We start from the raw sequence: 22,692 nt of genomic DNA on the forward strand, positions 1-22,692 counted from the left end.
AGCCGCCTATCGCTTTGTCGCGCGCTCCAGAAATTGCACCAGCGCCGCACGGTCCTGTTCCGAGCCGATGCGCTGCTCGGGCATCTTGGTGCCCGGCGTATAGGCCTGTGGTCCGATCTCGAACAGTTTGGAAACCGTCTCCGGTGTCCAGACGATATCGAGCCGCTTGAGCGCATCGGAGAAGTTATAGCCCGGCGCGGTTGCGATCCGCCGGCTGAAGATGCCGGCAAGCGTCGGGCCGGCCTTGCTGGCCTGCTCCGCACCCAGCGTATGGCAAGCGACGCAGGCGCGAAAAACTTCCGCGCCGCGATCGCCGGCATAGGCGGCGAGCGGATCTCCCGTCGTCTCCAGCAACAGCCGATCGATCGGCTCGCCGGTCGCCGCGTTCCAGCGACGGACGATATTGTCGGCGCCGCCGGTAAGCAAAGTGCGACTATCAGGCAGGAACGCTACCGACCACACCGGCAACCCCGGGCCGACCAGCGTGCGCGCCAGGCTGCGCGTGGCGCGGTCGATCACCGCCACCGCGCCGCCGATGCTGGCGGCGGCGACATGCGCACCGTCGGGCGAGATCGCGATCGAGATCACCGGCCTCGGCCCGGCCGTCACCTCACCGGCGCGCGCCCCGCCGGCAGCCAGCCAGTAAACCCGGCCGTCGGCGCCGCCGATGGCGATTTCACCGTCGCGGTTGACGGCAACCGCGTTCAGCGGGGTCGGCATCGCAACCACGGTCGGCGCTAGCGAACCCGACAGCGGCCAGATGCGGACGCTCTGATCGTAGCTGACGCTGATCAGTGCGCGGCCGTCGGCGGCGAACGCCACGCCGTTGACGTTTTGCGAATGGCCGTCGAGCACGCGAGGGGGGCCGCCGGCTAGTGGCCAGAGCCGGACCGTGTGGTCCCAGGACGCCGAAGCGAGCGTCGCACCGTCGGCTGACGCCGCCAGCGCCGCGACCGGCCCGCTATGGCCTTCCAGCACCGTGTCGGGCTCGGATTTGCCCGAGGTCCAGATCGCGATGCGGCCATCTGCGCCCGCGGTCGCCGCGCGACCGTCGCGCAGCCATGCGACCGCGTTGACGGCGTCGGCATGAAAGCGAAGCACCTGCTCGGCCGCGTTGCGCGCCAGCGACCAGCGTACGGCGGTCGAATCGAAGCTGCCGGAGATCACCGTCTGCCCGTCCGATGAAATCGCCAGCGCCCGCACCGGGCCGCCATGGCCACGCAACTGGGCGAAAGCGGCGGTGACGCCGATCGGCAGCATGAGCAGCACCAGCGCAAAGATCACCAGCACCGATCGGCTTGCCCTGGCGAACGACAGGTTCGCGAAAATGCCGTGCCGCATCCGCATCGACCCTAGCGTACGCCGGGCCTGTCGCGATCAAGGCCCTTGGCCTCGAGATCGTCGATGTATTCCTGAAAGCGCCGGTCGGCGTTCAATCCGAGGTCGCGCAGAAAGGTCCAAGAGTAGATGCCGGTCGCGTGCATGTCGTCAAATCCGATCCTGACCGCATAGTTTCCGACGGGATCGACGGAGAGAATGGTCACGTTGCGCTTGCCGCCGACGGTCTTGCGCTCGGCTTCGGAATGCCCCTGCACCTCGGCGGAGGGGCTGGTCACCCGGAGCAGTTCCGCAGGCAGGTTGAACGTCTTCCCATCGTCAAAGGCGACCTGCAGCGCGCGGCGGTCCTTCAGCAGCCGGATTTCGACCGGCCAAGCTAGCGTGACGTCAGGCACGCCCTCCGCCGAATTCAGCTCGGACCAATCAGATTATGACCGGGATCGCTTACCCTGGCGCCACTGGTGGTAAAGCTGGTCGAGCTTGGCTTCTGGATGGTATCGAGGAACAGCGCGACGCCTACCGCGGCCACCAGCGCGAACAGCAGCGACGCAACAAAGACTTTCATGGCAATTTCCTCACTTTTGGTCTGAGCAGGGCCGGATCATTCGGCCGGCACCGCTCGCGCCGATCTATTTGCGGACGCATTGGCCTTGGCCTGCTCTTCCGCGACCCAGAGCGCGTGATGCTCCTTGGCCCAGTTGAGATCGACCTCGCCGGTGCCCATGGCATCGAACGCACCCTCCATCCCGATCGAGCCGATATAGATGTGCGCCAGCATCGCGGCGATGAACAGCATCGCGATCACGGCGTGGATCACTGTCCAGAACAACAGCCCGGTGACGTCAGGCAGCATGTAGGGGAACAGCAGATACCAGCCTGACACCGACATCAGCACACCGCCGATGATGACGATCCAGAAGATGCCTTTTTGGCCGGCGTTGAAACGTTTGGCAGGTGGATGCTTGCCTGAGGAAAGAAGGCCGCCGCCCTGCCGGATCCACTCCAGATCGATCCTGCCGGGAATGTTGTCCTTGATCCAGATCAGGAACATGATCACGAGGCCCAGCATGAACGGGAACGCGAGATAATTATGCGCAAGCTTGGCGTAGGCCGACATTGACGCAAAGGCCTCCGCGCCGAGCATCGGCATGATCAACATGCGGCCGAAGCTGATGTTGAGGCCTGAAAGCGCGAGAATGATGAAGCAGGTTGCCGTCAGCCAATGGGTGAAGCGTTCGAAGCTCGCAAACCGCAGGAGCGTCTTTCCCGAAAAGCCGTGCTCGACCCGGATCCGGCCGCGCACCATCAGGAAGATCGCCAGAAGCGCGAGCATGCCGAGAATGGAAACGCCACCGATGATGGGCAACGTGCTTCGCTGGAAATCGCGCCATTCACGGCCGGCGGGCTGAATTAGGCTGGCGGCCATCCCGTCGGGGATGGAGATGCGCCCTGAGATCTTGTCACCTTCCTTCAGCGCATTCAGCAGCTTGTCTTCCTGAACGGCTTCGGCGGTCGGCTTGAAGGAAAGCTGGGCAGCGGCGGGATGCGCGACCACGAACAGCAGCGCGAGCGCGGCCAGTAGCGATCTTAAAGCATCAAGCTTGAGAATTGAAAGTGAGCCTGGCATTTGCACAACGCCCTTTCGGTTCGAAATTAAACGAACGCCGCCGCGCGAGCGCGGCGGCTGTGGCGTCAGCCGGTCGGCGAGTCGCTGTAGGCGGTTTTCCAGCCCCACATGCCGGAACCGTAACCGCGCTTCATCACCCGCTCCTTGTAGATTTCGGCGATGATCGCGCCGTCGCCCGCGAGCAGCGATTTGGTGGAGCACATCTCCGCGCAGATCGGCAGCTTGCCTTCGGCGAGGCGGTTGGCGCCATACTTGGCGTATTCAGCCGGCGTGGAGTCGGCTTCCGGCCCGCCCGCGCAGTAGGTGCACTTGTCCATTTTGCCGCGCGATCCGAAGTTTCCGACCTTCGGATATTGCGGCGCACCGAACGGACAGGCGTAGAAGCAGTATCCGCAGCCGATGCAAAGGTCCTTGGAATGCAGCACCACGCCGTCGGTCGTGGTGTAGAAGCACGACACCGGGCAGACCGCGGCGCACGGCGCATCGGTGCAGTGCATGCAGGCCATCGACACCGAACGCTCGCCGGGCTTGCCGTCATTGATGGTGACGACCCGGCGGCGATTGATGCCCCACGGCACTTCATGTTCGTTCTTGCAGGCGGTCACGCAGGCGTTGCACTCGATGCAACGGTCGGCATCACAAAGAAATTTGACGCGAGCCATGATCTATTCTCCCCTCACGCCGATTGAATCTGGCACAGGGTCACCTTGCCCTCGTGCATGCCGGTAACCGGATCGTAGCCGTAGGACATGATCGTGTTGACGCTTTCGCCAAGCACGATCGGATCGCTGCCCTTCGGATACTTGCCGCGCTGATCGACGCCCTGGAACCAGCCGGAGAAGTGGAACGGCATGAACGCCACGCCCTTGCCGACCCGGTCGGTTACCATCGCCTTGACCCGCGCCTTGGAGCTGTTTTCCGGGCCGTAGACCCAGACCCAGCCGCCATCCTTTATGCCACGCTCGGCGGCGTCCGCCGTATTGACCTCGACAAACATGTCCTGCTGCAATTCGGCCAGCCACTTGTTCGAACGGGTTTCCTCGCCGCCGCCTTCATATTCGACCAGCCGTCCGGAAGTCAGGATGATCGGGAATTGCTTGGCGAGTCCCTTGTCCACCGCCGACTTCTGGATGGAGAAGCCGAGATTGGCCATGCGGAACTGACGGCCGTCCGGTCGCGTCGGATATTTGGCCACCAGTTCGGGCCGCGGCGTGTAGATAGGCTCGCGATGCACCGGCACCGGATCGGGCAGATTCCACGCCACTGCCCGGGCTTTGCCGTTGCCATAGGCCATCACGCCATGAGCCAGCGTGACGCGGATGATGCCGCCGGAAAGATCGACCGCCCAGCCAACGCCGTCGGGATTGTTGCCGCCGATCCTGTTGATGGTGGCGAGTTCGGCTTCTGTGAGATCCTTGTCCCAGCCGAGCTTCTTGAGCACGCCATAGGTGAACTCGGGGTAGCCGTCGGTCAGCTCCGAACCCTTGCTGTAGGAGCCCTCCGCCAGCAGGTTGACGTTCTTCACCGAACCGTCCGCCTGCTTCTCTTCATAGACCACACCGAAGCGGGCGCGGAACGTGCCGCCGCCATCCTTCACATGAAGGTTGGTGTTATAGAGCGTGTGCGTGCCCGGATGCTTGATCTCGGGCTTGCCCCAGCACGGCCACGGCAAGCCGTAATACTCTCCGCCGATCTCGGGCTCGTCGGCCTTGGCGCGCAGGGTCACCAGATCGAACTTGCCCTGGTTCTTCATATGCGCCTTCAACCGCTCCGGCGACTGACCGGAATAGCCGGTCGAGAATCCGCCGCGGTTGATTTCCCGCAACACGTCTTCGGGAACCGGACGCTTGTTCTCGACCTTGATGTTCTTGAACATCTGCGGGGCAAAGCCGACCTTCTCGGCCAGCCGATAGATGATCTCGTAATCGTCCTTCGATTCGAAGATCGGCTTGACCACCTGCTCGCCCCATTGAATCGACCGGTTGGAGGCCGTGCGCGAGCCCGTGGTTTCGAACTGGGTGCAGGCCGGCAGCAGATACGTGCCATTCTTGCGCTCGGAAATGTGGGCAAACGTGGTAGGATGCGGGTCGGCGACGACCAGCAACTCGAGCTTCTCGATTCCCTTCACCATCTCCGTCATGCGCGGAACGGTGTTGCCGCCATGCCCCATGATGATCATGGCCTTCAGGCTGTCGCGCTGATCGACGTCATCGGGATTGGCGAGCGTCGCATCGAACCAGCGGGTTGACGGGATGCCCGGCAATTCCATGTTCTGCTTGCGGGTGCGGGCCGGACGGCCCGCCTTCGCCGGTACTTCGTCGAAGCGCGCCTGCAGATAGTCGTAGTCGACCTCCCAGACCCGCGCCCAGTGCTTCCAGGCGCCTTCGACCAGGCCGTAATAGAGCGGCAACGTCGTGATATCGAGGCCGATATCGGTCGCACCCTGCACGTTGCAGTGGCCGCGGAAGATGTTGGCGCCGCCGCCGAAGGTGCCGACGTTGCCGGTCGCCAGCAGCAGGTTGCAGTAAGCGCGCACATTGGCGGTGCCGACGGTGTGCTGGGTTCCGCCCATGCACCAGATGAAGGTCGACGGCCGCTGCTTGGCAAAGGTCTCGGCGACCTTCTTCAATTGCTCGCCGGGAATCCCGGAGACGCGCTCGACTTCCTCCGGCGTCCACTTCGCGACTTCGGCGCGGATCTGGTCCATGCCGTAGACGCGTTGCGCAATGAACTGCTTGTCCTCCCACCCGTTGTTGAAGATGTGGTGCAGCATGCCCCAGATCACCGCGATGTCGGTGCCGCTGCGGAAGCGGACATACTCGGTGGCGTGGGCGGCGGTGCGGGTGAAGCGCGGGTCGAGCACGAACACGTTGGCGCGGTTGATTTCCTTGCCGGCCAGGATGTGCTGCAATGACACCGGATGGGCCTCGGCGGCGTTCGACCCCATGAAGACGACGGTCTTGGAGTTCCTGATGTCGTTGTAGGAGTTGGTCATCGCGCCGTAGCCCCAGGTATTGGCGACGCCGGCAACCGTGGTGGAGTGGCAGATGCGGGCCTGGTGGTCCACCGAATTGGTGCCCCAGAACGCACCGAACTTGCGGAACAGATAGCCGCCCTCGTTGGAGAATTTAGCCGAGCCGAGCAGATAGACGGAATCGGCGCCGGACTTGGCGCGGATCTCCAGCATCTTGTCGCCGATCTCGTTGATGGCCTGATCCCACGAAACCCGCTGCCACTCGCCATTGACCAGCTTCATCGGATATTTCAGCCGGCGGTCGCCATGCACGAGTTCGCGCACCGCCGCGCCCTTGGCGCAATGCGACCCGCGGTTGATCGGGCTTTCCCAGCCCGGCTCCTGGCCGACCCAGACGCCGTTCTGCACTTCGGCGATAACGGTGCACCCGACCGAGCAATGCGTGCAGATGTTCTTTTTGGTTTCCATCGCCGCGCCGACGATTTTCGGCCCCTGCGCCTTGGCCACCGAGCCCAGCGGCATCAGGCCGATGGCGGCGCCAGCGCCCGCCGCCAGACCGGACCGCCGCAGGAACGTGCGGCGGTCGAGAACTCCCGACGCCAAGCCAGCGGCGACACCCTGCAAACGCGCTTTGCCCGCGGATCCGTCTCTTCGCTTGATCAACATGTGCGTGGTTCCATCAATAGCGGTTGACGCGATAGAAAGTCTTGACGTGGTCGGTTTCCTTGTAGCGCGCCTTGACGCGCTCGGCCTGCGACTCGTCCGCGATGGCCTCGCCGCCCGCAAGCGGCATGACCGCCACCGCGGCGACCGCCGACCCGCCCATCATGAACAGGCTGCGCCGGTCCATGATCGCGGTCTGCGGCTTGCCCTTGCAGTCAAGCGCCTTGCTGTCAGATGGCTTGCTCATAACGTCCTCCCCTTTCGGCTCGCCTCGCGCCGTCACTCAGGACAGCGTGAAGGCCTCGGATTCCAATTCCATGAAGACACGACCGACGCGCCCGACCGAACGGTAGAAGCGCGACGATTGCGACATCTCTAAGTCCGCGAACATCCGCGCCGCCCACGGCTTGAGATGACGCTCGAAAAAACGCGCCTGCTGGGCAAAGTCGGCTTCGAAGTCGCCGCGCGCGAGGCCCGCCATGACCTCGAGCAGAATCGCGATGTGATCTTCCGGCTCGCGCGAACTGCCCGCGCGCTCGATCCCAAGCGCATCGAGCTCTTCGCGCACCCGCGCCAGCGGGCGCTCATGCAGGAAGCCGGTCAGGTAATACGAGGCATAGGGAAGCAGCTCACCGCGCCCGAGCCCGATGAAGAGATCGAAGAACTCCTTGCTGACGGCACGGTCGTCTGTGGCCGCTGCGGCGGACGCAAGCTCGATGTGGGCAAGGCCGAGATCGGATCCGTCCCCCTTCAGGGTGGCGACCCGAGCGAGTGTATTGGCGTCGGGCGCCTTGCCAAGCAGCACCGACAACAGGCCGTATTCCGCGGCGCGCAGCTGGTCGATCTCGTCAATTTCGGATTTTGATGTCACATGATTCCCGGAGGGCGGGTAGAGATCCGGACGAAGAACAAAGCGATTCACCTGAGTCAGCGCCTCGACAGCGAGAACTCGCTCCGCAGGAATGCGCGACCACGCAGACACCGAGGGCTGCGCAATGCCGATCCCTCGCGCCAGCGATGCGACGCCACCCGCTGCCCTGAGTGCTAATTCCAGACCGGCGTCACGCATGGTGCGACCGATTCTCTCCCCGCCTCGCGCCTCTCAATTGGGCATCCCCACCCAACTTGGAATTGTTCCAAGGAGCAAATCTGTAGCATAGGCTTTGCCTATTTCAGCAAAAACTTTTGTTGAAATGAAAAACTTTTGGCTAACCGATCGGTTTAGCGCTGCCATGACGTCGCACCTGTTGCTGCGGCGCGGTATTCTCAACGGGTCCAGTTTTTTCCATCCCGACAATCTCGTGATCGTCCCGAGCCGTTGAACCGACTTCGGATTTTGCCGTCGGTTCCTCACTCAACCGGCGAGGCTCAACGGGTGCATCGGGTGCAAGGGATTTCGCCGCTTCGCCGCTCGTCGGGGCGCGCGTTGCCGGCTCGATCGCTGATTCCCCACCCATGATCTGCGAAACCAGGCGCGCCACGTCGATGCCCGCGCCCAGCTCGCTGCTTCCGGGGAACCCGCCCGGCGTGTTCCAATCGTAGGCATATTCCAACGCCGGGTTGACGTAGTTGCGAATGGCGGGATCGAGCGCCCAGGATTTCTGCAAAGCCGCGTTACGCAAATGTTCCGGAACGCCCTTGCGCAGGAACGCGGAAATGTCGGTCGTCCCCGTGAGTTCCTCAAGCTTGGGCAGCGTGGAAAGGTCAAACTCCGGCTCCGTTGCCGTCTCGGCTGGCGTAGCCGGCGGATCGGGCGATGGAGCCGCATCCGCGGCGCCCTGTTCCAAGTCAGGACGCATTGCTTCCTGCTTGCGCTGGGACCAGCGCGCAAGAAAATTACGTCCCTGACCCTCTTTTTCAGGACCGCTCATGTCCGCCCCGTTCCCTCATCCGACGAGCCGCCCGGCAATCGCCGGCGGTCGCCGGGCGCGCGATCCCGGTCGCCGCCCGCGCGATCCCGCTTGCGCTTGTGGAATACGCGCTCGACATGAAATTCATCGACAAAAGCTGCAATCCACGACGCAATGTCAGGCGGCATCGGAACCGTGCCGATGACGTCGCAGCCGCTTTCGAACATGGCCTCCCCCTCGGTCGGGTCGGCCGTTACCTTGGTCAGTTCGAGTTCGGGCCCGCCCTCCTGACGCCGCAGCGCGACCCAGATTTTCGGTTCGCCATCGGCAAGATTATCGCGGTAACTGGCGGTATCCGAACTGAACAGCTCGATGCTGGCGGAGCCGGCATAGTAGATCGTCGCATCGGCCTCCGTCGACAGCGCCGTCCACGGCGCCGTCGCCGGCACCTCGTCCAGGATCATCGCCGGCGACCACAGATGGTCGATCCAGGGATTGTCGATCGAGCGGTGGCGTATCACGACGCCGACCTCGCGGGAAACTTCGGTCATGGCCAGGCTCGATGCTCCATCCGGTGGCCGATCATGCGACATTCGCGATCGCCGCCAGCGGCAGCCCCGCGATCAGGTTTTGCGGCTTCATCCGCACGACTTTGTCGGCGCCCATGGCGAGGATGAGGTAAACCGGCCGGTCGCCGACGCGTTCATCCACCAGCCGCGTATCCTCGAAGTTCAGGCGCATCAGCGCCACGATCCGCTCGGCGACGTTGCGCTCCGGCCGGTCACCGCGCCATAGCGCATTGCCGATCCGCGTCGCCTCGCTGTCGAGGCCGACGAACCAGCGCCAGTCGCGGTCCTCGATCGAGGGAACTGTCTCGACCTTGACGGCAACGCAGAGCAGATGACCGATCCAGCGCTCGATCACCCGGCACAACCCGGCCCGTGCCCTCGGGTTGCCGCCGAGATTCATCGCCATCGCGTGCGCGTCCGAACGGGACCAGTAGGTCCAGGCGTTGTCGTCGTCCATCACGTCCATCTCGCCGAACGCCTTTGGCTGCAGCATCGCCGTCAGCGGAGATGAATGCATGTCCTGGCGGGCCAGTTGCTCGGCCTCCACCACCTCCGCATCGGCCAACAGCAAGGTGCCGTCGTGCAGGGTCGCCAGCTGGCTGCGATAGAACAATTCGGCTGCACGCAGCATATAGGGATCCTCGCACCCCTCCAGCGCGTTGCGCAGAATCAAATGGCAAAGCTGCGACAGAAAGATCGGCGGAAGGTCGCCGGCACCCTTGCGGGCGAGCGCGACATAGACCGCCTCGAGCGAGGGCGCCGCCATCAGCCGGTCGCGGAACTTCATCATGAAGGCCCAGTTTTCGCGCGCGTCGGCGTCGGCGAGCGCGGCAATTTCACTCTCTGGAACCAGGCGAAGCGGATCGGCCATGAGGCTCGCATGCAGCTGGCGTTCGGGCTCGCAGGCGTCGGCCGGCGGCATCAATTCGGGCCGCGCCAGATAGGCCATGATCAGTTCGGGCGTGGCGACGAGGCCGCCGTGATCGGCGCGGCGCGTGAGGTGATGGCCGGAGGCGACCCAGAACTCTCTCATGTGCGATCCCTGGTCATGCGGCCGGCCCCCATCAATCCCAGCAGATCGACCTCCTCGGCCGGTTCGACGTCGCCTTCAAGCTCGTGGAAGGTAAAGGCGCTGGCATGCGCGTGCAACCGATCCGCGTCGCCCGCCGCCGGCCGCGGCTTCAGGGTACGGAAGCGTTCGCGGATTTCACCGTCTTCGACACTGCGCTGCACCGCGAGCAGCGTCTGCGGCGCGTGATCGCACAGCGAGGCCGCAAACCCGATCTCCTCCTCGGCGGCAAGGCGCGCGGCATTGGCGTCGGGCGCGCCGAACTTTTCCATCAACTGGCCGGCGAGACGCGCGATCATCGCCAGCCGTTCCGCTTCCGTCGCTTCGGTGACGACGGCAAGCGTCGACCATCCCAGGCTATCGATGCCGAGGAAGCCGGAACGCAGCGCCACGCGTTGTTTCTGGCCGAGGGTTGCGGGATCGCGATTCCAGAACACAAACGCGCCGGACACCGCCCATTCACCGGGCTCCGCCGCCCGCTCGAAGACGAAAGTGTCCGACGGGTCCAGCCTGATCGTGCGCGGAAACTTCAACATGTCCGCCTCATCCGAGTTTCGGGCCGCGTGCTTGCGGATCATACCAGCTGGCGCTTCGCAGCGCATCCACAAGGCTGCTCCGCTGCGGTGGTCCGCGACCGGCCGGCTGGCTCACCAGGAGGTCACCGTTGACGTCGATGCCGCGGCGCTCACCGGCCACGGACCGAGGCAGCCGCTCAAGATAGTCGCGCGCAATCGCCTCGAACCCGCGCTCGTTCCAGAGATCGAACGCAGTCATCAGATGCCGGGTGAAGCTTTCGATGATGGCTTCGGTATCGATCATTTCGAAACCTTCGCTCAGCAGCGACACGCCGGCGGCGGCCTGCACCTCCCCGACATCAACCATGTCGGCGGCCCGCAGGATGACGCCAAACACCAGCCATGCCGGGACCTCGGTTTCGGCGCATTCCCTGGGCCAGCCCAGCCGTCCGCCGCCAAGCAACCCCGCGTCGAACCGGATCGCGTCGGGCCAGTCGAAACGGATCTCGCGTTCGGGCGGGCAATGGGCGGCAATCGCGTCCGCAACGGCGTTCATGCCGGCGAAGAATGCCCGGCGCGCCGACTTCAGCGGCTCGTCCGGCTCCAGTATCACGGCGAATTCGACCAGGTCGTAGCGGCGCACCCATACCAGCGTCCCGGCGCCAGCCTGCGGCGCGATCTCGCAGCCATGCGCGAAAGCGTCGCCGAGCTCGCGAAGTGCGACCAAAGTATATCCGGGCGGTAGGTCGAGGGTCTTTTCCATGTCCTCAATTCACGCGATCGCGGTCAAATGGACCCAGCAAAGGGTCACGGGCCGCCGTGCGATGTCGACCCGCGCCGGCCGCTCGCGAGAGCGGCCTTTCAGCCTTGCAGTTCCTGGTCCGAGCGGTTACCGCAGAACCGTGGGGCGAAGCAACCGCCCGCTTGGTCAAGCGACTTCAGGATACCATTTCAGGATACCATTAATGAGTGCGCCGGCGTCTCATCTCCTGATCTGCAGCTGTGAGAAGACCATGCCGCTCGATGAGGCGGCGATCGGCCGCGGCTGCACGGCGCGCATCACCCAGGCGAACCAGCTCTGCGGCCTCGACCTCGACCGGTTCAGGCAGGCGCTCGCCGACGGCGCGCCAATCACCGTCGCCTGCACCCAGGAAGCGCCGCTGTTTCGCGAAATCGCGGAAGATTTCCCGCAAGCCCAGCTCACTTTCGTCAACATCCGCGAGACCGGTGGCTGGTCCAGGGATGCCGCCGCAGCCGGTCCGAAGGCTGCGGCGCTGATTGCCGCGGCGGGCGAGGAAATGCCGCCGATCTCGCCGGTGACGCTCGAGAGCCGCGGCGTCGCGCTGATCTACGGCCGCGACGAGGTCGCCATCGAGGCGGCGCAGCGGCTCGCCGATCGTCTTGACATCACCGTGCTGCTGACTAGGCCGGGCGATATCGCCCCACGGCGGACGAACGAGTTTCCGGTTCTCAAGGGCACGATCCGCAACGCCCGCGGACATCTCGGGCAGTTCGAGCTTGCCATCGACGACTACGCGCTGCCCTCGCCGTCCTCGCGCGCGAAGCTGGTGTTCGGGGCTTCGCGCGACGGCGCCACCTCGACCTGCGACCTGATCCTCGATCTCGCAGGTGGCAATCCGCTGTTTCCCGCCCATGAATTGCGTCCAGGCTACCTGCGCGCCGACCCCCGCGACAAGGCCGCGGTCGAGCGCGCGATCGCCGACGCCGGCGGCATGGTCGGCACCTTCGACAAGCCGCGCTTCATCCATTTCGAGGAAGCGCTCTGCGCCCACTCGCGCTCCTCGATCACCGGCTGCACGCGCTGTCTCGACCTGTGTCCGACCGGCGCGATCACCCCGAACGGGAATTCGGTTGCGATCGACGCCAATGTCTGCGCCGGCTGCGGTTCCTGCGCATCGGTCTGCCCGACCGGCGCGGCGTCCTACGCGCTGCCGGGCGCGGACGCCCTGATGCGCCGGCTGCGGACGCTGCTCGCGACCTATCGCAAGGCCGGCGGGAGTGATGCCATCGTCATGTTTCACGACGGCGAGCACGGCGAAGAGATCATCGATGCGCTGGCGCGGTTCGGCGCCGGCCTGCCGGCCAATGTGCTGCCGCTGCGCGTCAACGAGGTGACGCAGCTCGGGCCGGAGCTGATGGCGGCGGCGTTCGCCTTTGGCGGCGCCGGCGTCGCGGTTGTGACCCGCGCGAGGCCTCGCCACGACATCACGGCGCTTGCCCGCGCCGTCGAGACCACCGATCGCATCGTGACAGCGCTCGGCTTCGGTGCCGGCCTGGTGCGGACCATCGAGACCGACGATCCGGATCAGTTGCGCGCCATGCTCGACGCTGCGCCGCGCGGCCTCGCCACGCAAAGGCCGGCCGGCTTTGTGCCGCGGGGCGCCAAGCGCGGCGTGCTCGAAACCACGTTTCGCGAGCTTCATCTCGCCGCGCCCGCGCCCGTCGACATGGTCCCGCTGGCGGCCGGTGCGCCGTTCGGCGGGGTGAAGCTTGATGTCGAGGGATGCACGCTCTGTCATGCCTGCGTCACCGCCTGCCCGACCGGGGCGCTGTCGGACAATCCCGACCGGGCGATGCTGCGCTTTTCCGAAAGCCTCTGCGTGCAGTGCGGATTGTGCGAATCCACCTGCCCCGAAAAGGTCATTGCGGTCGAGCCACGGCTGGATTTCCAGGCCTGGAACACGCCGCTGCGCGTGCTCAAGGAAGAAGAGCCGTTCGATTGCATCGCCTGCGGCAAGCCGTTCGGCACCAGAAGTTCGATCGAGCGCGTGCTGGCCAAGCTCGGCGAGAAGCACTGGATGTTCCAGGGCGCCAACGCCAAGCGTCTGGACGTCATCAAGATGTGCGCGGATTGCCGCGTCGAGGCCGTGGTGAACGAGAGCTTCGACCCGCACGCGGCGCAGCAGCGTCCGCCCGTGATGTCGACGGAAGATTACCTGCGCGCCCGCGAAACCAAGAAGGGCGATCCGCTCGGATCGTAAGCAGCCTGTGGTGGTCACCCCCGATATCAAGGCGCGCGCGACGTCAAGGGCTGCCGGCATTCCCGGCGTCAAGCACCTGGTCGCGGTTGCCTCAGGCAAGGGCGGCGTCGGCAAGTCCACCACCTCCTGCAACCTCGCGCTCGGCTTTGCGGCGCTGGGACTGAAGACCGGCATCCTCGATGCCGACATCTACGGCCCGTCGCAACCAAAACTGTTCGGATTGCGCGGCAAGCCGCGGCAGCTCGGGCCACGGATGCTGGAGCCGATGGAGCGCTTCGGCGTCAAGCTGATGTCGATCGGTTTCCTGGTCGAGGAAGACAACGCCATGATCTGGCGCGGACCGATGGTCATCTCCGCGATCACGCAGATGCTGCGCGAAGTGGCGTGGCAGGATCTCGATATTCTTGTCGTCGATCTTCCGCCCGGCACCGGCGACGCGCAATTGACCATGGCCCAGCAGGCGCCGCTTTCCGGCGCGATCATCGTCTCGACCCCGCAGGACATCGCCTTGATCGACGCGCGCCGCGGCATTGCGATGTTCGAGAAGGTGAGCATACCGATCCTGGGCTTGATCGAAAACATGTCACACTTCTGCTGCCCAACCTGCAACCACGTGACGCCGATCTTCGGCCACGGCGGCGCGCGGTCGGAAGCCGAGCGCCGCGGCATTCCGTTTCTCGGCGAGATTCCGCTCGACATGCAGATACGCCAGACCTCCGACGACGGCCGCCCGATTGTCGCGGTCGAACCCGACGGAGTCCACGCCAGGCATTACATCGCGATCGCACGCGAAATCTGGGCGTCGATCGTGACCGGCGCGGCGCACCGGCCGCCGCCGCGCATCGTCATCGAGTAGGCGTTACGCCCCGGCGACCGGCAGGCTGGCGGCGGCGATGGCGACGATTTGGGCCAGCCGGCGCCCGATCCGGGACGACGCGGTGCGCAGCAATGAACGAACCTGCCGCATCTCACTCTTCCATGCGCGCCGGGACAAAGACTGCTTCAAGAAGCCGGCGCTGCAGGCAAAATGGGCTCCCAGGGCAGCCACGTCGAGATCGGGGAGAAAATAGCAACGCGCGCGTCGCGTGGACATCGATCGGCAGTGGATTCGTTGCCGCGATCGGCCCGGCGGCGGATGAAATTTTCTCCGACGCTTCCGCGGCCAGAGCCGGGCTTTTCGGGCCTGACGTTCCCGGCTCAAGCCCCGCCCTGCGCCGCCCGCGGCGTACCGAGAAAGCCGCGTAGCGACGCCAGCACTTCATCCAGCCGGTCATGATGAAGCCAATGGCCGGCGCCCGCGACCTTCACCAGTTCGGCTTGCCGAAAATGGGCCAGCAGGCCGGCGGCCTCCGGGTCGGGAAGAAAGCTTTCGTCGCCCCACATCAACAGCGTCGGGCAGGCGATGCGCGACCACAGCGCGATATAGTCGTTCCGCGACAGCCGATAGGGCGCCCTCGCCCGCTGGCGGTGGTCAAACTTCCAGCGATAGAGGCCGTCGGGATGCCGCCGAACGCCGTGGCGGGCCAGGTGAAGCGCTTGCGCCGGCGTCAGCCGCTTGTTGCGCGCCGCAAGCCGCTCTGCCGCCTCCTCGATGGTCCGGAAGGCCCTGGGCTCGTGCTTTGCGATGCGATCGAGCTGGTCGATCCATCGCGACATCTGTTCGGCGATCGGCGCGGGTTTCGGGTCCGACAGGAATGCGCCATCCAGCACCGCCAGGCGCGACACCTGGTCCGGGTAGGTTCCGGCGCAGGCCAGCGCGACCATTCCCCCCATCGAATGGCCGACGACGGCGGCATCCCCGAGCCCCGCCAAACGCATCAGGCGCGTGAGATCGTAGACATTGTCGGAAAGGCCGTAACTGCTGCCTTTCGCCCATTCTGAATCGCCGTGCCCGCGCAGATCGGGGGCGATGACGTGGAAATGCGGCTGCAATTGTCGCGCGATCGCATCCCAGGTGCGGCAGTGATCGAGCCCGCCATGAACCAGGATAAGGGGCGGCGCGGCCTCGTTGCCCCAATCGGCATAGTGCAGCCGCAGCCCCTGGGACTCGTAGAAGCGGTCTGCCGGTTCGGCCATCATGGCATTTCTCTTGCGGAGGTGACGGCCTATTTCGGCGCAAATCCGAACGCGCGCTCGAAGCGCTTCGCATAGGCCGGCCACACCTCGGGATTGACGATGCGCGGCGGGCGCTTGCCGTCGAGCGCGTCGAGAATCTGTTCGGCCGCGATTCTGCCCATATTCACCCGCGCTTCCCTTGTGACGCCGGCGGTGTGCGGGCTCGCCAGCACGTTGTCGAACTGCAGCAGCGGATGGTCCGGCGGCGGCGGCTCCTTGTCCCAGACGTCGAGGCCGGCGCCCGCGATCCGCTTGTCGCGCAACGCGTCATAGAGCGCCACCTCGTCATGAATGAAACCGCGCGCGGTGGTGATGAAGAACGCGTGCGGCTGCATCAGCGCGAATTCGCGAGCGCTGATCATGCGACGGTTGTCCTTGGTCAGGGGACAGGAGATCGAGACAAAATCCGAGCGGCGCATCAGGTCGTCGAGTTCGACCTTCTCGCCGCCCCGCGCCGCCATTTCCTCGGCGCTCAGGTAAGGGTCGTAGGCGATCACCTTCATGCGCAGCAGGCCATGGCACAGCTCGGCGATGCGGCGGCCGACATTGCCGAGGCCGACGATGCCGATGGTCTTGCCCTGCGCCTCGTTGCCGATCAGCGCGTTGCGATCAACATTGGCCTGGCGCCGCAACGCGCGGTCGGATTCGAGAATGCGCTTGGACAGCGTCAGCAGCATGCCGAGCGCATGTTCGGCGACCGAATTGGCGTTGCCGCCGGATTGGTTGACGACCAGCACCCCCGCCGCCGTGCAGGCGTCGACGTCGACAGGGTCGAAGCCCGCGCCGTTCGAGGAGACGATCAAGAGGTTCGGCGCGCGCCGCAACAGGTCGGCGTCGGCGTGGAAATGCCGGGCGATCTCGTCGCGCGCCGCCCCGATCTGGTAGGCATGCGCCGCCGCCAGGATCGGCGCTGCGACCGTATCGGGGCTGTCATTCTCGAGCCGGTCAAGCCGCACGTCCGGGCGCGCCTTGAGGATATCGACATAGATCTCATGGGCCAGGTATTTCACGTAGAAAACGCGCTTGTTGTTGACGCTCATTTCCTTGGCAACTTTCGTTTCGGGAATCGGCAGGGCTTTGGCGGGCTGGCGAGTACAGAAGGCACGAGGCATGTTGACAATCCCGCCGTTGACGTCAAGTTTCGGCGCGCCACGGACGCCGCGAGCGAAACAGCGTCGCGGACCAGGGAGACCAGGATGGCGGTTGCGGAGAACGACAGCAGGCCCGAGACTTTCGGCGGAAGCTGGCATGGCGTGGTGCTGGACACCCTCAAACGCAACGAAATCCGCATCGTCCCCTACGTGCCCGATCGCGTCCTGACGACGCTGATCAGGAGCCTGCACGCCGACCCGTTTTTCACGACCTTCCCCACTGCGCGCGAGGAGGAAGCGGTCGGCGTCGTGGCCGGCGCCTGGATGGGTGGCATGCGCGGCGCGGTGCTGATGCAGACCTCGGGATTCGCCACGCTGGCGAACGTGCTGGCGTCGCTGGCGGTGCCTTACCAGATCCCGCTGATCATGTTCGTATCCGAACGCGGCACGCTCGGCGAATTCAACTACGGCCAGTCGCTGGTGTGCCGCACCATGCGCCCGGTGCTGGATTCGCTGGCCATGGAGCACCACACTGCCACCCGGCTCGACGAGTTCGAGTTCATCGTCGACCGCTCGGTCAAGCAGGCGATCGCCACCCAGGCGCCGGTGGCGGTGATCCTCTCACCGCTCCTGACCGGCGGCAAGGTGTTCGAGAAGTGAGCGATTTTGGGAAACGCGCCATGACATCAGCCGCCGCAACCGCCGCCCGCAACACCAAGGTCATGAACCGCTTCGATCTCACCTCGCGGCTGATCGCCAAATTGAAAAACGAGGAGGCCGTGATCGGCGGCATCGGCAACACCAATTTCGACCTGTGGGCCGCCGGCCACCGGCCACAGAACTTCTACATGCTGGGCAGCATGGGCCTCGCCTTCCCGATCGCCCTCGGCGTGGCGCTGGCGCAGCCGGACCGGCGCGTCTTCGCGCTCGAAGGCGACGGCTCGCTGTTGATGCAACTGGGCTCGCTCGCAACCATCGCGATGCTGGCGCCCAAGAACCTGACGATGGTGGTGATGGACAACGGCGTCTATCAGATCACCGGCGCGCAACCGACGCCCGCCGCGGCCGTCGCCGACATCGTCGCCATCGCGGCCGCAAGCGGGCTCGCCAACAGCGCCTGGGCAGCGGACGAGGAGGATTTCGAGCGCCTGGTCGATCAGGCGCTGTCCGCTTCCAGACCAACCCTGATCGGCGTCCGCATTGACGACCGGCCGGGCGTCGGCACCACCCGCCGCGATCCCGTACAGATCAGGGAACGCTTCATGCACGGCATGGGCGTGCGCGAGCCGCTATAGGTACGAAAAAGTCCCCGCCGGCCCGACGCCGGCGAGGACTCTCGTCAGGATTGCGCCCTGAGTCAGTCGATGACGCGGATCACGCGGCGAGTGCGCGGGTCGACGATCACGCGCTGGTCGTTCACGACGGCATAGCGGTACTCGGTGTAGCTCGGCACCGGCCGCAGCACGACGGTTTCCGGCAAGGGTTCGCCAACCACCACGCGCTCGCGGATCGTGATCGAGGGCTCGCCCCGCGGCACCGCAGAGAACACCGCGTTCGGAATCTCGAGGCCGGCGCCGACAACGGCGCCGACGGTGCCACCGACGGCTGCGCCGACCGGACCACCAATCTGGCCGCCGGCGGCGGCGCCGCTCGCGGCACCAGTGGCCGTGGTGGATTGAGCAAAGGCCGCGCCTGAAGTCAGCAGCGAGGCGGCAATCAGGGATACGGCTAGACGGTTCTTCATGAGGTCCTCCAGTGATTTTGACAATGCGTCTCAACCGCGGGCGGACGTAGATGTTCCGGTTCCACTTGCCGCTTCCCAACGGTTCCCGACCGCCGGGTCAATTTTTGGCGATCTGGTGGTTCGCCATCATTTCCAGCGCCCGGGCCATTCCCGAATGGTCCCATGCCTTGCCGCCGTGCGCGGCGCAGGAACTGAACAATTGCTGGGCGACCGCCGTGCCGGGCAAGGAGATGCCGAGCGACCGCGCACCCTCCAGCGCCAGATTCAGATCCTTCTGATGCAACTCGATGCGAAACCCCGGCTCGAAGTTGCGCTTGACCATGCGCTCACCATGCACTTCGAGAATCCGCGACGACGCAAAGCCCCCCATCAGCGCCTGGCGCACCAGCGCCGGGTCCGCGCCGGCCTTTGAGGCGAACAACAACGCCTCTCCGACCGCCTCGATCGTCAGCGCCACGATGATCTGATTGGCGACCTTGGTGGTCTGCCCGTCGCCATTGCCGCCGACCCGCGTGACGTTCTTGCCCATCCGGTCGAACACCGGCTTCATCGCGTTGAACGCCCGCTCCGGCCCGCCCACCATGATGGTTAGGCTCGCCGCCTTGGCGCCGACCTCGCCGCCCGAAACCGGCGCATCGAGATAGTCCGCGCCGAGCGCCTCCACCTTCCTGGCGAATTCCTTGGTGGCCAGCGGCGAGATCGAGCTCATGTCGACGACGATCTTGCCCTTGGAGAGCCCGGAAGCGACGCCGTCCTGCCCGAACAGCACCGCCTCGACATGCGGCGTGTCCGGCACCATGATGATGACGACGCCAACCTGCGCGGCAACCTCCCTGCCCGATTTGCACACCACCCCACCGGCGTCGGTCAGTTCAGCGGCAATCGGCGCGACGTCGTGCAGAAACAGCCGATGCCCGGCGTTTTGCAGATGGCGGGCCATCGGGCGCCCCATGGTGCCGAGGCCGATAAAGCCGATATCGATCATGTCCAATCCTCCCTGTTTGATCTTGTCAGGAGCCTCGCTTCCGGCCCGGCGGAAACCTAGAGCCTTTTCCGTTTCGATGGAATCGAAACGGGACTCTAGATTCCTGATTTGACGCATTTTCTTGACGCGAACCGGTTTCCACCCCGCATCAAGTGCGGGGCAGGCTTTCGCTGGAAAACGCTCTAACCGATCAGGTCAAGCCCGAGAAGCAGGAGACTGGAAACCAGCCCCGCAACCGGCACCCAGGATGGACAGATGAACGCACCGGCGGGCGGTGCTTCGCCGCCACGCTTGAGCCGGAGCAGCGCGACGTTCACGATCGCAAAGATCAGAAGCGTAAAGCGCGCCGTCCACTCGGCAAGGCCGGCGAGCGGAACCGACAAGGCGAGCACCAGGATCGCCCCCGCGCCGATCACGGTGGCGAGTACCGGCGTGCGGGTCAGCGGGTTCAATCGCGCAAGAATCTGCGGCAGGCTGCCCTGGTCGGCCAGGCCATAGAGCACCCGGGCGATCATGATCATGTGGACGATGACGCCGTTGAGCGTGGCCACGATGGCGATCGTGCTCATGGTCACGAGCGGCATCCCGGTAAGCCGCTCGAACACCAGCGCAAGCGGCGCCGGCGAGCGGGCCAGTTCTTGCGGCGGCACTGCCGTGACCGCGACCCACGTCACCACCGCGTAGAACACTGCGGTCAGGCCGAGGGTCAGGAACAGCGCACGCGGCAAGGTGCGGCTCGGTTCTTTCAGTTCTTCCGCAATGTTGACCAGATGTTCGAAGCCGATAAAGGCGAACACGGCGATCAGGGCCGTTCCCGCCACCCCGATCCAGGCCGCGGGATCGCCGCCGGCAGGCCAGATCTCCGGCAGGCGGGTGACGATGTCGGCGCCCTGACCAATCCCGGCAATGATGATCAGTCCCCGTCCGCCTACCTCGATCACCGTCATGATCCCGGCAAAGGTGATCGATTGAACCGTCGCTAGACATGCCACCACGCCCATCGTGACTACCGCGCCGGCAATGATCCAAGGCGCGGGAACCGGCACGAACACCCCGATGTAGCCCGCGCTGCCGACGCTGATCGTCGCGGCCGAAACCATCGCGGTGGCGACGACGAGCAGCCCGACGGCGAGGCTGAGCCATTCGCGTTTGAACGCAGCCTGCACATAAGCCGCCTCGCTGGCGCTGACCGGCATCCGCGTCCCCAGTTCGGCGAACGTGGCGGCGCTGAAGGCCATCACGAGCGCGGCGCCGACGAAAGCCAGCGGCGCATGCATTCCGGCGCGGCCGGCGGCGACGCCGACGAGAACGTAGATGCCGGCGCCGATGGTTACGCCAAGCCCGTAGAGCACGGCATGGGTCAGCGTGAGCGAGCGTGCAAGCCGCGGCGTCCCTTGCTGCGTTGCCGACCGGCTAGACATTCATGTTCTCTCCGGTCCTTAAACGGCACGCGCACATGCGCAGGAAAAGGTCCTCTGGGGAAATATGTCCTTCCACTACAATCTTACGCGCCCGCGCATTTGATTCGCCTCAAGGAACTTGTTTGATGAGCCAGCCGACGGACACGCAACAGGGCTTGGTCGTACAGGCCCTCGCGGCATGGTCGCCCAGCCTGATGCGACCCATTCTCGGATTTCGCCAGAGCTATCTGCCGCTGCTGCTGGTCTATTTCGCCTACGGCGCGCTCGGCGTCATCGACGTCAGCCGCGACATGTGGGTCAAGGAGCGCCTGACCCTGAGCGCGGCGGAACTCGCCGGCATTGGCGTCTGGCTGAGCCTGCCGTGGACGGTGAAGATGGTGTTCGGCCAGCTTGTCGACAGCGTTCCGATCTTCGGCTCGCAGAGGCGGTCCTACATCCTGATCGGAACCGTCTTCACCGCCGGCGGAATGCTGACCCTGGCGGGCGCGGCCGGCGGATGGATCGCGTTCAGCCGGGCCGACCACCTCTACATTCTCGGCGCGATGCTGATCGTGGTCGGCACCGTGATCCAGGACGTCGTGGCCGACGCGATGTCGACCGAAGTCGTCTCGCGCGTGGATGCGACCGGGCACGCGCGCGCGGAGCACGAGATCAAGGCCGAACTCGGCATGGTTCAGGTGCTCGGCCGCCTGGCGCTCGGGATCGGAATCCTCTCGGTGGCGGGACTGTCCGGATGGCTCGCCCAGGTATTCGACCGTGAAACGGTTTTTCTGTTCGGCCTCGTCATACCCGCCATTTCGGCTTTGGGCGTGCTGCTCATTCGGTCGGAAACCGGCGAACGGCGGCCGGTCGACTGGCGCATTCTCGGCGGCGGCATCGGCTTCGGGCTCATCGTCCTGGCGGTCGCGCTCGGCGGACTGCCGTTTGCCCAGGAACTGGTGTTCGTGCTGTCGATGCTGGTGGTTTGCACGATGCTGGTGTTTGTCACGCGCGACCTCGATGCCGGGACCAGGCGCGCCATCCTGTTCGCAAGCATCATCATCTTCGCCTTCCGCGCCACGCCATCCGCCGGCGACGGCTATTTCTGGTGGACGCTCGATATCCTCAAATTCGACGAGGCCTTCTACGGCAGCCTGCGCCAGACTGCAGCCATCATCGCCATCGTCGCAATGTGGGCCTTCAGCAAGCAATTGACGGAGTATTCCGTGACCAAGGTGCTGTTCTGGCTCGCCGTCGCCGGAGCCATCCTGTCGCTGCCGAATATCGGCCTGTTCTTCGGCCTTCACCACTGGACCGAGGCGACGTTCGGGATCGGGGCGCGCGCGATCGCCGTGATCGACGCGGCCGCCGCCTCGCCCTTCGCACAGCTCAGCATGATCCCCCTGCTGACGCTGATCGCGTTCTACGCGCCGCAGGGTCACCGCGCGACCTGGTTTGCGCTGATGGCCTCGCTGATGAACCTGGCGCTGGTCGCGGGCCAACTGCAGACCAAATATCTCAATCAGGTCTTCGTCGTACAGCGTGGCGAGTATGCCGAGCTTGGCCCGCTGTTGATCACCGCGGGGGTGCTTGGCTTCGTCATTCCGGTCGGCGCCATCCTGCTCCTTGGCCGACGCGCCGAAAGGGCCGCGAAAGATACTGGCTAGCGCATGAGCCGGAAGAGTGTGTAGCGGTTTTCCGAAACGATCATGCGCAAACAAAGAGCTGAAGCGGGATGACGATTTGAAGA

General features: G+C 65.1%; 23 protein-coding genes and 1 pseudogene. 5 read left to right on the forward strand and 19 right to left on the reverse strand.

From position 1 onward, the window contains the following. Positions 1–6 precede the first annotated feature (6 nt). The 13 genes from Q0D31_RS03130 to Q0D31_RS03190 form a co-directional block, all read right to left on the reverse strand. Positions 7–1,260 (reverse strand): c-type cytochrome, encoded by a 1,254-nt coding sequence (locus Q0D31_RS03130; protein WP_291846719.1) that lies wholly within the window; start codon positions 1,258–1,260, stop codon positions 7–9. A gap of 92 nt (positions 1,261–1,352) precedes the next feature. Then, positions 1,353–1,733 (reverse strand): DUF971 domain-containing protein, encoded by a 381-nt coding sequence (locus Q0D31_RS03135; protein WP_291844610.1) that lies wholly within the window; start codon positions 1,731–1,733, stop codon positions 1,353–1,355. Positions 1,734–1,747: 14 nt separating this feature from the next. Continuing rightward, positions 1,748–1,903, reverse strand: a complete 156-nt coding sequence (locus Q0D31_RS03140; RefSeq protein WP_291844614.1) for a hypothetical protein — start codon at positions 1,901–1,903, stop codon at positions 1,748–1,750. A 36-nt stretch (positions 1,904–1,939) separates the two neighbouring features. Continuing rightward, entirely contained in the window at positions 1,940–2,965 is a 1,026-nt protein-coding gene (locus Q0D31_RS03145; protein WP_291844621.1) for a formate dehydrogenase subunit gamma, read from the reverse strand. A gap of 65 nt (positions 2,966–3,030) precedes the next feature. Beyond that, complete coding sequence (fdh3B, locus tag Q0D31_RS03150) at positions 3,031–3,627, reverse strand: formate dehydrogenase FDH3 subunit beta (protein ID WP_291844632.1); 597 nt, start codon at positions 3,625–3,627, stop codon at positions 3,031–3,033. Between the two features lie 14 nt (positions 3,628–3,641). Beyond that, positions 3,642–6,605 (reverse strand): formate dehydrogenase subunit alpha, encoded by a 2,964-nt coding sequence (locus Q0D31_RS03155; protein WP_291844641.1) that lies wholly within the window; start codon positions 6,603–6,605, stop codon positions 3,642–3,644. A gap of 13 nt (positions 6,606–6,618) precedes the next feature. Next, entirely contained in the window at positions 6,619–6,849 is a 231-nt protein-coding gene (locus Q0D31_RS03160; protein WP_291844648.1) for a hypothetical protein, read from the reverse strand. Positions 6,850–6,885: 36 nt separating this feature from the next. Continuing rightward, a complete protein-coding gene (locus Q0D31_RS03165; RefSeq protein WP_291844657.1) occupies positions 6,886–7,671 on the reverse strand; it encodes a molecular chaperone TorD family protein in 786 nt (261 codons plus the stop codon). A 139-nt stretch (positions 7,672–7,810) separates the two neighbouring features. After that, positions 7,811–8,473, reverse strand: coding sequence for a DUF3306 domain-containing protein (locus tag Q0D31_RS03170; RefSeq protein ID WP_291844665.1), 663 nt, complete (start codon positions 8,471–8,473; stop codon positions 7,811–7,813). Further along, positions 8,470–9,003, reverse strand: coding sequence for a DUF3305 domain-containing protein (locus Q0D31_RS03175; RefSeq protein WP_291844673.1), 534 nt, complete (start codon positions 9,001–9,003; stop codon positions 8,470–8,472). Before Q0D31_RS03175 ends, Q0D31_RS03170 begins: the two co-directional genes overlap by 4 nt. A 31-nt stretch (positions 9,004–9,034) precedes the next feature. Beyond that, a complete protein-coding gene (locus Q0D31_RS03180) occupies positions 9,035–10,054 on the reverse strand; it encodes a DUF6352 family protein (protein WP_291844677.1) in 1,020 nt (339 codons plus the stop codon). Further along, positions 10,051–10,626, reverse strand: a complete 576-nt coding sequence (locus Q0D31_RS03185; RefSeq protein WP_291844679.1) for a DUF6505 family protein — start codon at positions 10,624–10,626, stop codon at positions 10,051–10,053. Before Q0D31_RS03185 ends, Q0D31_RS03180 begins: the two co-directional genes overlap by 4 nt. 7 nt (positions 10,627–10,633) lie before the next feature. Beyond that, complete coding sequence (locus Q0D31_RS03190; protein WP_291844682.1) at positions 10,634–11,368, reverse strand: biotin/lipoate--protein ligase family protein; 735 nt, start codon at positions 11,366–11,368, stop codon at positions 10,634–10,636. Between the two features lie 202 nt (positions 11,369–11,570). Here Q0D31_RS03190 and Q0D31_RS03195 point away from each other — a divergent pair, with 202 nt between their 5' ends. Both Q0D31_RS03195 and Q0D31_RS03200 read left to right on the forward strand, forming a co-directional pair. Continuing rightward, complete coding sequence (locus tag Q0D31_RS03195; protein WP_291844689.1) at positions 11,571–13,607, forward strand: 4Fe-4S binding protein; 2,037 nt, start codon at positions 11,571–11,573, stop codon at positions 13,605–13,607. Positions 13,608–13,665: 58 nt separating this feature from the next. Beyond that, a pseudogene (locus tag Q0D31_RS03200) lies at positions 13,666–14,463 on the forward strand (Mrp/NBP35 family ATP-binding protein); the annotation flags it as partial. A gap of 3 nt (positions 14,464–14,466) precedes the next feature. Here Q0D31_RS03200 and Q0D31_RS03205 read toward each other — a convergent pair. From Q0D31_RS03205 to Q0D31_RS03215, 3 genes are all read right to left on the reverse strand, one after another. Next, a complete protein-coding gene (locus Q0D31_RS03205) occupies positions 14,467–14,700 on the reverse strand; it encodes a hypothetical protein (RefSeq protein ID WP_291844699.1) in 234 nt (77 codons plus the stop codon). Between the two features lie 104 nt (positions 14,701–14,804). Beyond that, positions 14,805–15,686, reverse strand: coding sequence for an alpha/beta hydrolase (locus tag Q0D31_RS03210; RefSeq protein ID WP_291844707.1), 882 nt, complete (start codon positions 15,684–15,686; stop codon positions 14,805–14,807). 26 nt (positions 15,687–15,712) lie between these two features. Next, positions 15,713–16,762, reverse strand: coding sequence for a hydroxyacid dehydrogenase (locus Q0D31_RS03215; protein ID WP_291846721.1), 1,050 nt, complete (start codon positions 16,760–16,762; stop codon positions 15,713–15,715). A gap of 156 nt (positions 16,763–16,918) precedes the next feature. Here Q0D31_RS03215 and Q0D31_RS03220 point away from each other — a divergent pair, with 156 nt between their 5' ends. Both Q0D31_RS03220 and Q0D31_RS03225 read left to right on the forward strand, forming a co-directional pair. Further along, positions 16,919–17,473, forward strand: coding sequence for a thiamine pyrophosphate-binding protein (locus Q0D31_RS03220; RefSeq protein ID WP_291844716.1), 555 nt, complete (start codon positions 16,919–16,921; stop codon positions 17,471–17,473). A gap of 20 nt (positions 17,474–17,493) precedes the next feature. Further along, complete coding sequence (locus Q0D31_RS03225; protein ID WP_291844732.1) at positions 17,494–18,108, forward strand: thiamine pyrophosphate-dependent enzyme; 615 nt, start codon at positions 17,494–17,496, stop codon at positions 18,106–18,108. Between the two features lie 62 nt (positions 18,109–18,170). Here the strand turns inward: Q0D31_RS03225 and Q0D31_RS03230 are convergent, their stop codons facing one another. From Q0D31_RS03230 to Q0D31_RS03240, 3 genes are all read right to left on the reverse strand, one after another. Next, a complete protein-coding gene (locus Q0D31_RS03230; protein WP_291844745.1) occupies positions 18,171–18,557 on the reverse strand; it encodes a DUF1236 domain-containing protein in 387 nt (128 codons plus the stop codon). A 97-nt stretch (positions 18,558–18,654) separates the two neighbouring features. Next, positions 18,655–19,542, reverse strand: coding sequence for a 2-hydroxy-3-oxopropionate reductase (locus Q0D31_RS03235; RefSeq protein WP_291844769.1), 888 nt, complete (start codon positions 19,540–19,542; stop codon positions 18,655–18,657). A 182-nt stretch (positions 19,543–19,724) separates the two neighbouring features. Then, the gene (locus Q0D31_RS03240; RefSeq protein ID WP_291844781.1) at positions 19,725–20,963 is read right to left on the reverse strand and encodes an amino acid permease; all 1,239 of its coding nucleotides are present in this window, start codon (positions 20,961–20,963) and stop codon (positions 19,725–19,727) included. A gap of 125 nt (positions 20,964–21,088) precedes the next feature. On the opposite strand from Q0D31_RS03240, the gene Q0D31_RS03245 reads away from it, so the two are divergent. Further along, complete coding sequence (locus Q0D31_RS03245; protein WP_291844790.1) at positions 21,089–22,609, forward strand: hypothetical protein; 1,521 nt, start codon at positions 21,089–21,091, stop codon at positions 22,607–22,609. Positions 22,610–22,692: the final 83 nt, after the last annotated feature.

The sequence above is a fragment of the Bradyrhizobium sp. genome (assembly GCF_022844465.1).
GTDB lineage: Bacteria > Pseudomonadota > Alphaproteobacteria > Rhizobiales > Xanthobacteraceae > Bradyrhizobium.